The organism is Paenibacillus sp. FSL R7-0048, from assembly GCF_038004505.1.
In the GTDB taxonomy this organism is placed as follows: Bacteria; Bacillota; Bacilli; order Paenibacillales; family Paenibacillaceae; genus Paenibacillus_AQ; species Paenibacillus_AQ odorifer.
In genome coordinates this window covers 3,674,276-3,687,334 of the sequence record NZ_JBBORF010000001.1, presented here as the reverse complement: position 1 = coordinate 3,687,334, position 13,059 = coordinate 3,674,276, and the positions used below count along the sequence as shown (strand labels likewise).

10 protein-coding genes are annotated in these 13,059 nt (G+C 42.4%); 2 read left to right on the top strand and 8 right to left on the bottom strand.

The features are described from left to right. Window positions 1–418: 418 nt before the first annotated feature. Window positions 419–589, bottom strand: coding sequence for a hypothetical protein (locus tag NSQ91_RS16470; RefSeq protein WP_175617339.1), 171 nt, complete (start codon window positions 587–589; stop codon window positions 419–421). Between the two features lie 179 nt (window positions 590–768). Here NSQ91_RS16470 and NSQ91_RS16465 point away from each other — a divergent pair, with 179 nt between their 5' ends. Together NSQ91_RS16465 and NSQ91_RS16460 are read left to right on the top strand one after the other, a co-directional pair. After that, a complete protein-coding gene (locus NSQ91_RS16465; protein ID WP_036677170.1) occupies window positions 769–1,290 on the top strand; it encodes a DUF3231 family protein in 522 nt (173 codons plus the stop codon). 59 nt (window positions 1,291–1,349) lie between these two features. Further along, the gene (locus NSQ91_RS16460) at window positions 1,350–2,075 is read left to right on the top strand and encodes a LysE family transporter (RefSeq protein ID WP_405168259.1); all 726 of its coding nucleotides are present in this window, start codon (window positions 1,350–1,352) and stop codon (window positions 2,073–2,075) included. Between the two features lie 49 nt (window positions 2,076–2,124). Here NSQ91_RS16460 and NSQ91_RS16455 read toward each other — a convergent pair whose 3' ends face one another. The 7 genes from NSQ91_RS16455 to NSQ91_RS16425 all read right to left on the bottom strand — a co-directional run bounded on the left by NSQ91_RS16455 (window position 2,125) and on the right by NSQ91_RS16425 (window position 13,058). Next, entirely contained in the window at window positions 2,125–3,321 is a 1,197-nt protein-coding gene (locus NSQ91_RS16455; protein ID WP_340918853.1) for a metal-dependent hydrolase family protein, read from the bottom strand. 172 nt (window positions 3,322–3,493) lie between these two features. After that, window positions 3,494–4,102, bottom strand: a complete 609-nt coding sequence (locus tag NSQ91_RS16450; RefSeq protein ID WP_076133162.1) for a TetR/AcrR family transcriptional regulator — start codon at window positions 4,100–4,102, stop codon at window positions 3,494–3,496. Window positions 4,103–4,194: 92 nt separating this feature from the next. Continuing rightward, window positions 4,195–6,810: a phosphoenolpyruvate synthase gene (gene ppsA, locus NSQ91_RS16445; RefSeq protein WP_340918850.1), complete on the bottom strand. Its 2,616-nt coding sequence runs from the start codon at window positions 6,808–6,810 to the stop codon at window positions 4,195–4,197. Between the two features lie 285 nt (window positions 6,811–7,095). Next, window positions 7,096–9,747 carry an endo-beta-N-acetylglucosaminidase gene (locus NSQ91_RS16440; RefSeq protein ID WP_340918847.1) on the bottom strand — a complete coding sequence of 884 codons (2,652 nt, stop codon included), beginning with the start codon at window positions 9,745–9,747 and terminating at the stop codon, window positions 7,096–7,098. A 227-nt stretch (window positions 9,748–9,974) separates the two neighbouring features. Further along, window positions 9,975–10,898 carry a phosphotransferase family protein gene (locus NSQ91_RS16435; protein ID WP_340393537.1) on the bottom strand — a complete coding sequence of 308 codons (924 nt, stop codon included), beginning with the start codon at window positions 10,896–10,898 and terminating at the stop codon, window positions 9,975–9,977. Window positions 10,899–10,969: 71 nt separating this feature from the next. Then, window positions 10,970–11,950 (bottom strand): phosphotransferase enzyme family protein, encoded by a 981-nt coding sequence (locus NSQ91_RS16430; protein ID WP_340921500.1) that lies wholly within the window; start codon window positions 11,948–11,950, stop codon window positions 10,970–10,972. A 193-nt stretch (window positions 11,951–12,143) separates the two neighbouring features. After that, window positions 12,144–13,058, bottom strand: coding sequence for an ArsR/SmtB family transcription factor (locus NSQ91_RS16425; RefSeq protein ID WP_340918844.1), 915 nt, complete (start codon window positions 13,056–13,058; stop codon window positions 12,144–12,146). Window position 13,059 lies beyond the last annotated feature (1 nt).

The window sequence follows — 13,059 nt, the reverse complement described above, 5'->3', positions numbered from 1 at the left end:
TGGCTGGTGCTAGATATGCGCCGCACGGCGTAAACCTTTATTGGTTCTTCTAAGATTACAACTTATAAAAAGAGGTCTGTTGTAATAAGACAGATCTCTTTTTTATTCCTTATTTTCATTCAGCGGATTATCGAATTAATAAATATCGTTAAAGTGCAAGCGGATTACAATATCCAGATCGTAATTGCCGAATCTCGAACCATAGAGTGTCCATTCCCCCTACAGTTCCCTTTAGCTCTAAAAAGTTTAGCTTTTTTCTCGGCTTCTATTCCCAAGCCTGTAAGTCCAAGCAACCCTAAGAGACCCAACCACCTCATATTAGTGCCTCGATTCTCATCCCCGAGTGCCTGCGCTCGGTAATTTCCATTCTCGACCGCTGTTGAATTATGATTACCCGTTGCATTAACATTCCTTTCATTCAGGTTATCATTTGTTTGATTAGCCGAGCACTTACCAAAGGTGTTGGAAGTCTTAATGACTCCCAATCCATCCCTGCCTTGATTGGAGATACACTCCACCATCTCCAGTGATAAGCAACTTCATTGAATGCAAAGGCAATTATACTTGCAATCATCACGTTGAAAAACATTTGATTCCTCCACAACTCGTGTTCAATTTTATCGTTCCTTATTTTCACATTTATCCTTAAACTTGCACGGATGACGACGCCTCAAATTGACATACCAATTTTATGTGAAAAGCTGCAATTTCCGTGTTTTTGTGGGCATGCTAATGTTTGTTCAAATTCAACAATAAAGGAGACTGTTTATGACAGGGATTCTAGGCGGTAACCCCAAAGAAGAACCGATGCATTATGGAGAGATTTTTACGGTTTGGCAAGCCTCTATGGTAGCAAAGGGAGCACTCTCTTGTTACAGAGCTTATATGTATCACGCTGGTGACAATGACCTGAAAAAAATATTAGGAGCTTTAATTGATCAAGCGGAGCTTGAAATCAGTGAGTGTGATACACTGCTCTCAGAGCAAGGTATTGCATCTGCACCAGTAATGCCAAATCGGCCCGATGCCAAGCTTGAAGATATTCCTGTAGGGGCACGTTTCACAGATCCTGAAATTGCTGCCAAACTTGCAGCTGATAATGCTGTTGGACTTGTGGCATGTAGTCAGGCAATGGGACAATCGATCAGAGAAGATATAGGGGCTTTGTTTGCTAAATATCACCTTACCAAAGCAGCCATCGGCCTTAAAATTCTACATTTGACTAAGAAAAAGGGCTGGTTGATTCCTCCACCTCTTCTTGTCAAACGACCTGAATCCGTTAAGGCGTAATTCTACTCACTCTTCAGCTTCTTATAAAAGAAGGCCTGCAATCATCCGCGGGCCTTCTTTTGCTTGTCCTACTACTACCTTTATTAGAATATGTTATCTATATTAAGGAGGAGGACAACATTAACGTATTTATAGGTTATATGATTCTAGGATTATCCCTCTCGGCACCTCTCGGACCCATTAATGCAGCACAGCTGGACAAGGGACTCCGCGGAGGATTTATGCCTGCCTGGATAGTTGGTTTAGGGGCGGTTAGTGCCGATATCATCTATATGCTGCTTGTTTATTTTGGCCTCATTCATCTGCTGGATGCTCCGTTTGTTAAAGTGTTTTTATGGTTGTTCGGATTCTTTGTCCTCGTCTATTCAGGTGTAGACAGCATTAAAAATACAAGAGAAATTTCAGGGATTGAGATGAGGGGAAACGATGTCTCACTGTCCAAATCTTATCTTTCGGGATTTCTGATGTCCTTGTTTAATCCCCTCTCCATCCTTTTTTGGCTGGGTATATACGGCTCAATATTAGCTAATGTGGTTAGCGAGTATCCAATTCAGCAGTTATTGATCTACAGTGGAGCGATCGTCCTCGGGATTTTACTCTGGGATGTAGCCATGGCTGCCGCCTCCAGCCTCTTTCGGGGCGCTGTTCTTTTAAGAATAGCTAGGATACCCAAACGTGCTTCTACAATCATTTATCTCACTCCTAAATACTCCAAACCGTATCCAGCAGCTCGTCCACTGCTTGAATTCTGTTCACAGAGGGTGTTTGTATTAAATTCCCTCTGACCATAACCATAGCTACATTCGACAAAGCTTTTATGTTCTCCAATGGGTTTTACTCCATCATGATTAAATCCGCATATTTGCCAACTTCTATTGTCCCTGTCTGGTGATCGATTCCCAAAATCTCTGCATTTGATTTGGTTACTAGTTCAATAACCTGACTTACGTTCAGCTTTGTTTGTCGCATGAAATGATCAAGCTCACGCCAAAGATCATAGTGGGTTACATAGGACATAGCGGCATCCGTGCCCACACCAATTTTGATATCATGTTCTATAGCCTGCTGTAGCCCTTTTAACATAGAGCCATACACAAGCCGGGCATTTTCCTTAACGGTTGTATTCAACTTTGTCAGGCTCGGATCTAATTTCGCACTGGGATAAGCTGCTTGTAAAGTAGGGATCACAGCGGTGTAGCCCTTTAAGGCTCTGGGATTATTTTTGTACAGCCTGATCATTTCCTCATCCATCTCCGCGCCGTGTTCAATAGTATCCACCCCACCCTTTAACGCAACTCTTACACCTTCGGTACTTTCTGCATGTGCCGCCACACGCATCCCAATTTTATGAGCTTCCTCGCAAATCGCAGCCACCTCTTCTTCCGTCATTTGCAAGCGGCCTGCTTCTCCGACCCTTTTGGCATCGGTAACCCCGCCAGTTACACATATTTTGATTAGGTCCACTCCGTTTTTTACATTGATTCTTACATTTCTTCTCCCTTCCCATGGTGAATCACCGACCAAAGCCAAATAAGGTGCACCGTGGCCATTCGTTACGCTCAGGAAATACCCGGATACCAAAAGATTAGGTCCAATAAATTGATTTGCCTTAATCTCATCCCTCAAAAGAACATCAGTATAAAAAAATTCACCTATGCTACGCATCGTTGTTACTCCGGAATGCAGTGCGGTTAGGGCATTGTTTTTCATCCGTTTCTTCAATACGTTTCTGCCCAGTCTCGTATCCAAAATATGATGAAACGCAAAATTCAGCAGCCCTTCACTGGCAGACAGCGTAAACAACTTCCCATCGGCAAAAAGATGGGCATGCGCATTGATGAGACCGGGCATCACATATTTCCCCGAACAATCGATCGTTTGGTAATGGGTCGGGACAGTTACAGCGCTTGCTTTCCCGATCTCTTGAATCAATCCGTTTTCCTGAATCAAAATAGTCATATGGGTTTCTGTGCCTTTTATTGCATCTCCATATATAACATTGCAGTCCTTAAACGCAAAACCTATCTTCATCGTAGCTTCCCCCGTTTCATGATTACACCTTTCAATAGTGAATTAACTATTCATTATTGGATTAAAAAAATAGGGACCCTCGTAGATGCTAAATGTGCATATCCACTTGGTTGTCCCTCATTGCAGTGTTGTGCGCCAGTTCCACCCCACACCTAAATTCGGCGCATTGACGTTATTCGTTTAAGCTTTTTAGTCCATGCAGCCAGTATAAGCTTAATGCCTCAAAAATCCGTTTCCGGCTATCGGCGCTCATCTCGTGCTTTAATAAATCCAGAATCATATTGATGACATTGTTCGCGATGATCTTCAGCAGAATCATATTTTCTTCGGTTCCGATTTCGTATCTTTTATAATGATCCTTAATATAGGGCCTTTTAGTTTCGATCATCAGATCGATCAGCTCGTTTTTGGCATTGCTATATACGGTCCCTTTATTCTTTTCAAAAATAATAACAATCTGCCTGCTGTACTGGGTTAATATAGTTATTTGCTCTTGAACGATAGCTGATTTTTTCTCATTATTAACATCATCAAAAAAAGTCTGGTTATCGATGCGAATATTTTCCACTAACACATTCTTCAAATAGTCCACTAAAGACGGCGGAACAACCGAATAGAACAACTCTTTTTTATTTTTAAAATAAGTATAAATATTTCCAACAGAAATTTGAATTTCATCGGCAATATCGTTCATTTTGGCATCAGAGAAGCCTTTTTGGAAAAATACCTTTAAAGCGGCGGATTCAATTTCCTGTTTCACTTCATCTTTTTTAGACTGCATATTGCCCCTCACCTTTAATAATGAATTTATAATTCACTATTAAAAATAATTCAAAAGATTGAATTTGTCAAACCACATTCGTGATTCAGCCATTACAATATCTCGATATAGCCTTCTGTTCCATGCACACGAATTCGTTGCCCGTCTTTTATCAATTTGGTAGCATTCTCCACTCCGACAACTGCTGGCAAGCCATATTCACGCGCAATAACTGCCCCATGGGTCATTAGTCCACCAACTTCAGTAACTAGGCCTTTTACAGATACAAACAATGGAGTCCAGCTAGGGTCAGTAAATAAGGTAACTAATATATCTCCGTTTTCTAGATCAGCATCCTCCATGTTTAAGATGACACGCGCACGTCCCTCTATAACACCGGAAGAAACCGCTAAACCTACAATAGCTTCAGTTGGGAGGTTTTCTCGTTTATACTTACCCGCAATGATTTCACCTTCAGACGTAATAACACGTGGTGGAGTTAGTTTTTCAAATAATTTGTACTCTTCTTTGCGTTTGCTGATGATCTGGTAATCCAATTTATTTGTGCTTACAACTTCGCATAGTTCTCCAAAAGTGAGATAGTATATATCTTCTTTTTCAGGAATAACTCCCGATTGTATTAGTTGTTCAGCTTCTTTCAGTAAAGCTTGTTTATAAACGAAATAGCGATTAACCATGCCGTATTTTGGGTATTCTCTAAACCCGCTGAAATTCCGGATGAGATCAATCATTCGTTTTGTTTCATTCGCTTTTTGTTCACCATCGGGTAATTGCTTCAATCGATCTAATAGCTCTTGTTCTTTTTTCAAAGCTTCCTGTCGACCTTGCTCAAATTTCCGATGGCCAGCATTAGGTTTAAAGTTTTTGATATTACTGAGAATCATGGGGACAAGTGTAGTTGGTTTTTCGCTCCAACGAGTTCTTGTAAGATCGATTTCTCCGGTACATCGCATTCCGTATTTACTGAGATAGTCATAGAAAGCGTCTTGGGTTTCCTGCCCACCCTCAAAGCTAACCAGTTCATTTAAGAAATTATCATCTTTAACCTGCTGTAAATAATCAATGACTTCCGGATAAGGCCGAATCACATCTGCGAGATTGAGTAGCGCCAGACCCATTTCTGAAGTTATATTGCCTTGTACAGATTGAGAAAGCGTATCCGCTACGTTTTTTTCACCCAACCACTCGTTTATTTTTTCATTGATCCATGCTGAAGCATCCATAGCCGCCATAATCACACGCATACTTTGTGGGTTGAATAGAATCTTCTTTAACTGCTGCATATCTTCCAGAATAAAATCAAACAACTCCGCCCCTGATTTGGTTTGAATGTTTTGTTGCAACTCTTCTATCGAGGCTTGGTTGCTCTTAATGAGGTCAGAAACGATTGTCGGATCATTTTCGAGTTGTACTTGAGAATCACTAGGTGGCAGGCTTGCATTGCTCTTACTCGGAGTAGAAGCCTTTTCATTATCTGCCGAAAATTTCATAAAATCTTCTCGCTCTACGATGGTTATGAGTGCGTCTTTTATGAGGGGATCAGATTTACCTAAGGCTTCTATGATCATTTCTCTGCTGCCAGATGAAGCAAGACTTGGTGTGACATCAACAAACAATCTTCCGCCAGCTGTACGCATAGGTGCAGGAGTCGTTAACAGGTAAAAAGCCAATCCCAGCGGTTTCATGGGATCTGTCATCATTTGTTGATGACCAACAGATACATAAACGTGGTTTTCTTGATCATTCGCTTCTGGGATGGGGAATAAAGTCGTGATTGGCCGACTCTGGACGATATAAAATGTATCCTCAGCCAGACACCATTCGATATCTTGTGGGCAACCAAAATAAGCTTCAATCTGTCTGCCTATCCTTGCTAATTGTAAAATTTGTTGTTCAGTAAGTGTTTGAGTCTCTTGCTGATCGATTTCGATCTGCCGGGTCTCTGTTCCGCCTTCTTTTAATCCGTAAATAGCCAATTTTTTGGTCGCTATTCTCTTATCGACAATTTTCTCTTGCTGTACTTTATAACCATCGGCAGATACCAAGCCAGAGACCAGAGCTTCGCCAAGTCCAAAACTGGCATCGATGGATAGTAGTTTCCGGTTAGAAGTAATCGGATCAGCGGTAAATAAAATGCCTGAAGCCTGTGGAAAAACCATCCTTTGAACGATAACGGATAAATAAACTTGACTGTGGTCAAATCCATTTTGCATACGGTAGATTACGGCACGATCCGTAAATAGAGAAGCCCAACATTTGCTGATATGCTGAAGGATTGCTTCTATGCCGATGATATTTAAATAGGTATCTTGTTGACCTGCAAAAGAGGCATGTGGTAAATCTTCAGCGGTCGCACTAGAACGCACTGCATAAGCATGTTCATCACCCAGCTGGGTGAGATAGTGAGAAACTGCCTTCACAACATCGGAAGGAATTTCTGCTTCCATAATGATTTGCCGAATCTTCCTACTGATTTCACCGATTTGATCCCGATCTTCTACTTTTAGCATAGTTAGTTGATCCAACAAAGCATGATACGTTTGGTTCTGTTCGAGGGCTTGGTGATATCCTACTGTTGTAATACAGAATCCTTCTGGTACTTGTATTCCTTCTATTTGTGATAGTTTCCCTAAATTTAACCCTTTTCCGCCAACGAGCAAAAGCTGTGTATTGTCCACTTCCTGAAAACCGAGAACTAAAGAACGCATTTATTATCGCTCCTAACTATTAAATTGAGAAAAAAATTGACAAGAATTTAACGGCATGATAAAATAAATATATAAGATGAGATTTCCATGCCTAACTATAGAATTTCAGTCGTGAGTTGATTATATCATCGTGTCTTTTCATATGCAATATATAAGAATCTGATTAGATAAATCAGGTTCTTTTTTTGATTTCAGCTATCATTAGTGTTAAAGCAAATAAACCGTAGCCCCTCAAGTGGCCTACGGTTTATTTGCTTTAATATTAGAATGACGTAATAGGGTATATTATAATCCCTTCACTTCAAACTCATAGATTCGCGCTGCCGTATCGGCTCCCTGCGTAGGTTTGAGAATCAATAATTTTACATAGCGGGCTTTTACTAACGCAATTGAATCAGTCGACTCGGCAGCCGAGTTTCCTTGGACGTTGACGACATCCGTCCAGTTCGTTCCGTCGCTGCTGACCTGAATCGTATAATCACTGGTATTAAAACCGGTCCACTCTCCTCCGCTCTCAGCATGCTTGATGACAAAAGCGCTGAGTTGATGTTCGGCGCCGAGGTCGACTTGAAGCCAATGGGGCAGATTGCCAATTGCGCACCATTTACTGTTATCCGTCACTTTACCATCTACGGCGTTAGGTGCCCCTTCCTTTTCCCCGCAGGCATGATCGGCTGTTGCAGTTTTACCAAGTGCCAGATTTTTCACTGCTCCAGCTTCCTTACTCACTGTGATGAGCTCTTTTTTCGTAATTGTGTCTTGGCCCGAGCTGTTAGTTGCAGTCAGTGTCACACTATAAACGCCTTCCTGAGCGAACGTCACAACTGGGTTCTTTGATGTGCTGACCGCGGGGCTTCCGCTTTCGAAGGTCCATGACCATCCTTCTGTCACTTCAGTCGACAGGTCGGTGAAGTTTACGCTCTCGCCTGGAGCGACTAGGGTTTGATCAGTTTTGAACTCCGCAGTCGGCTTTGGATAATCCGGCCAGCTGATCTTCACGCTAGAGGATTGACCTTGCTCGTATCTTCCATTGACGGCAACAACCTTCAATACTGTGATAGTTTCTTTGTCTATTCTTCGCATCTCAGGAACGTAAAACACATGATTTGGTGTTGCACCTATGAACATCTCACTGCCATCTGGAAGCACTCGATAGATTTCGTATTGCTTGACCTGTTGGTCAAGCTGTTTCCACTGTAATCTGGCATCTCCATAAATACCATTGCGAAAATCAGTTTGAGTGACCTTAAGATCGCGAACCGCGGGTAGTGGTTTGATCGGGTCATTAGCATTTTGAATGGAGAGCTGGCCAATTTGAATGTTGTAATTATTAACCTCATTCTTAGAATCAAAATACAGTGACAACGCTACGATCCGTTTCCCTTTGTATGGGGTCAAATTCAATGTTTCAGTTGTCCAGTCTGGCGATGTCTTATCCTTCACATTAAGGAAGATATTTTGATCGGGCTGATCTGCGAATGCAAGACCAACCTTCAGGCTTGGCTTATTTTGTGTTTTGTACGTAATAGACAGCTTTGTGCTTGCTTCGATCTTAAGGTCGGTCTTGTAGAGCTTCAAATGTGTCGCATTGTTAGGGTTCAGCACGCCTGATACCTTCAACGAACTGCCGCCGTAATAGGCATCGGACCAATCGAGCACTGGTGAAAGCGGGGTACCTTTGCTGTCTGCAATCCAGCGCCAGGAGGGAAGAATATCCTGCAGACTCCGGTTGTTCCAGCCTTTATCCCGCACCTGCTTCCCTCTTACAAAATATTTCTGTCCGCTTCCCGTGTTGAAGTTGGTGGTGAAAGGCAGCTCATTGATTGGTGATGATTCGATCACATCGTTAGCGATACCTTTCCAGGCTTGATCACTCGAGGTGTTACTCGGATTCCCGTTTGGACCCACCCAGAATTTATTCTCGCGTACGAAGAAATCTTCCATACTCTCTGCGCTGTTAAAAGCCCAATCGGGGCGGTAAATACCAAGGGAAGTAACGGCAGGATCTTTATCCGGAAACAACAGATTCCAGTTCACCTTTGTATCGTAACCCTTGGCTTCGACATCGATGCCTGCATACAAGTCATATGGACTTCTGCCCAAGCTTCTAGCCTTCTCTGCCGAGCTTTTAAGATCCTTCCACCAAAAGTTCAGGAACATATTGTCTGTAATTTGCTTTTTATTGTCTTGCAGGAACATCGCATTCTTGTCGTTAAGTGCATTTTGCCAACTGATACTGCCCTCATTGGTCATGGAATCATACCATACGATGTGCATAGAATTTGACTTGTGTGATTCCAGATAACTTAGGAAAGCTTTCATTTGCTGTGCGTCGGCCGGCGTTCCGCCCTCAGTCTCCTGGTTAATAAACCAGCCGTCAAATCCGTAATGGCTCGCAACCTGGATCAACTTGTCAGCAGCAGGAAAGGAGCCGTCACTATTCTGCTGAAGCATCTGCTTGACCCATTCATACTTCCCGCCATATACGGTTGGTGGAAAGAACACCGTTCCGATGATCGGCACGCCATTTTTATGAGCCGCGTCGATCGTATCAGCGCTTGGAGGTACGATGATCCCTTCGCCCGCGGAACCACCCCAATAGACCAGCTTGTCAACATATTGCCAATAGGTAAATGTGTTAGCTTCGAATTTGCTTGAACCCTGCGATGGAACTCCGCTTGTTCCCGGGTTCAGTGCTGATAAAGCCATGACTTTTGGCGCTTTGGTTGCATGAGCGTTGACTCCATCTGCTACAAAACGGTCCTGCAGCGGGACTGTGCTCCGGTTAAATGCCGCATCCGGGTCGGATGCCGGACTCCACTGAAGCAATTGCTCCGGAAACCAATAGGATGAATAAGGCTGTTTCGCGAACGCAGTTGTGGATAAGGCTGCGCACATCACAAGTAAGAATATAAAACCTGCCCCAATCTTTTTCATGCCATACTCCTCCAATCGATTAATTAAATGATTGCGCTTACATTTTATCAAGTTGGACAAAGCTATAGATAGTGGATTAATGGCAAGTTCAGGTGCATTTATTACAGGTCGTCAGCCTAGGCTATAATCCCAGTGGGGAATTTGCTCCTAGAAATTTGATATTTATATACAAAAAGCCGCAATTATGCGGCTATTAAATGTATAGGATAAGGTAAAGCGTTCAGTTATTACACTTTTAGGTTTAAAAGAAAATGCCGTGTGTCCTGATAAGCCTCTGTCCAGCCCATCTTAGCATAGAATCGAAGTCCATCGAGTCCCTTAAAATAATAGGCACCGATTAGCCGCTCCTCAAAATTCGGGGTTACTATTCTAGCTTTCTTTTGATAATTTTGATATGTGTTAATGACATCACACCAAGGCATATGCTTGTCGAGAACCGCAAGGTCTATGAGAGAATCGCCATACATGCAATTTCCATCAATAATGCCGGTTATCCGTGTTCCGTTGGACAACATATTCCACTGTTGAAAATCTCCGTGAATAAAGCTTCTATTAGATTCATTATAGGGTACATAGGTCATCAAACGACTATAGATTTCTTCGTATACGTCTCTTTCCAAGCAAGACGTGCGGAAGAGTTCATGCCAATTCTCCCAGAATGTCCCCGTCTGATCTTCCGCATTTACGGCAATGACGAAGTCTTTCCAAGATGAATAGGAACCATTGCCGTCAGGTCCGATCCAACCATAACCGTTAGTTCCCCCAATATCCGCTTCGGCTATTCTTGTTAAAATGCCGATAATTTCCGGCATCAGACGGGTTTGTTCCTCTGCTGTACAATCGGATAGATTGCGACCTTCCATTCGCTCCATGATCAAATAGGTTAACTGATTAGTCCTCCCTAACCCCAAACATTTTGGGAAAGGGATACCTTGGTCGAGTAGCAAATTAGATACAAATTGTTCGGTCTCATATGCTCGTTCCAAATCGCTGAATTTCACAACATAGTCTTTTCCTTCTAAAATAAAAGAAAACACGTTGCTTATATTGCCGCCAGACAACGGTGTAATCTCAGCCGCTCCCTGTCCAAGATGATTCCACAGTACTTTTTCAATTTCACTCATGGTCAATTCCGGTTTTTCGTAAGCCATATTTACTCCAACTCCTGCTTATTTGAGTCTACATATGAATTTATCCGCAGCATATCAAAAACACCCTCATCCTAAATATCTCGTTTCTCATACTCAAAGGGTTCATCACATGAGTAAATTTCATGGAAAAATCCTACATATGGGATATCGTCTTCTAGACATTTTATACGATATGACAGCTCTTCATCGCATTCCGGGTCTTCACCATTGTTCCGCATTACCTCGAATGCATCAACGATGTTTTCCATGAGGGTTACTTGGATAAACAATGGCAATGTGTCTAACATCGAATCTTCGATCCTGGTCTCGGATCTGTAGCCATCAAGGACTGTTTTAAAATAATCATCCATAAACTGTTTGCGTTTATCAGTGTCTTGTTCAAATTGTATCCAGCCCACTCCAAGTGTCCAGAGATTTGCCAGGTCATACATATACCAACAAAAGCAGGAGTTATCGAAATCAAAAACAGTTATTTGCCCTGTATCAAAATCGATCATATAATTCCCATCGCAGTAATCAAAATGAACCATCCCAAAAGACTCGTGATTCCTGTCCATCCCTTCTAAGGTTGTTAAGAGATCTACCAGTTTCTCTTTCAACAGAGATAACGAGTCAGGTATTAGCTTATCTATATAATCGGCATTGTATTTATCAAAAAAATAATACCGGGAATGGACAGGTGTATAACCCTTCGATAATTGATGCATTTTTCCAAGAACTTTGCCACAGTTATAATAGTATTCCGTAATAGGAACGCCTTCCCGATACTGATAATTATTTTCCGCGAGCATACCCCCCTTGGCCTTTTCAAACAAGCAGACAAAAAAGGTATGATTATTAAGAGTTATCGTTTCCAGCAGATTCCCCTTCTGGGAGTTGACCACATTCGAAACACTGCCTCCATGCTCGTACAAATACCTGATATATTCCACTTCACCCAAAATATCTTCTCGGCTTCTGTCACTTAAGAAGGCAATTCTGATTATTTTTGCTTCAGAATCAGCTTTATCACAGTTATATGCGACATTCCGTCCTCCTTCATGTGCATTGATAAGCCTGATTTCATAACCTTCCTATCCGTACAATTCATTCACTAATGGAAGTAAGTGTGTATCAGCGATTTTAATAACCTCGTTATAATTCAGAATATCTCTCCTCTCAACTTCTTCAATATATGGATAGTTTACCAGCTCCAGCTGATAAACTGGATGGAGAAAACAACTATAACTGAACTATCCTGCTTCATTAGGTCATCGTTCCTAGGTACACACGAATTAAAATATCTTGGTCATGGTTACCGAATCCAGCCCCATAAAGTGTCAAACCACCAACATTAACAGCCTTCTCGTCAACTGCGAACCGAAGCGTCCAGAATTGTTCCCGTAGCAAAATATCTGCGACAGTAATGTCCGACATCCTTTCTTCATCAATAAATGTGCCCGAAGTGTCAATGCGGAGCGTCTTCAATAACCCGTATTGATTTACATTCCGATGCCACCAATCCGGAGTATATATGCCTCGTGCCGCTCTTCCAAAGTCTGCCGGACTGGTCCAAGTTCCAAGCTTCACACCGTTAAAAAAGAACTCAATATCCGAAGGCCAATGATCTTTCAAGCCTGGCGCTTCAGAAGCAATTTCCATTGAAATCTCGATGGCCTCGGGCATTTGACCGGGAAGTAAGTAGTTAGGCGTTTTGCACTCTACGTAACCTCTCCCAAACCACAAAATGCCGGCGTTGACCCGCTCGGGATCGAGAAAATAGCGGGGATCGTCCCAAACCCCAATCTCTTTCTCTTGTGTCCCAAGACCACATGTAGGATGGACATCAAACGAGGTATAATGACCGACTGAAATGCTCTGCTCTCTGATCCTCGGAGTTTGAGTGGCAGTGGGGAGTTCGATTTCAACTCTTTTTTGTTTAAGGAAGCACATTTTGTGTGTTCCTCCGTTTAGGCGTATCCTGTGACTTCCTGTAAGTCCAGCTTGTTCGAGCTTTCGGATATGCATAGTAACTATGGAAGGGCTAAGCTCTAACTTAGCCGCGATCTCCTTCACATTCATTTCATTATCTGCAATGAGGCTCATAATCCTCCATCTGACTTCGCTTGCCAGCGCTTCATACAACGACATGAATTTTGCTTCGCCGTTTGCTTTGATCATC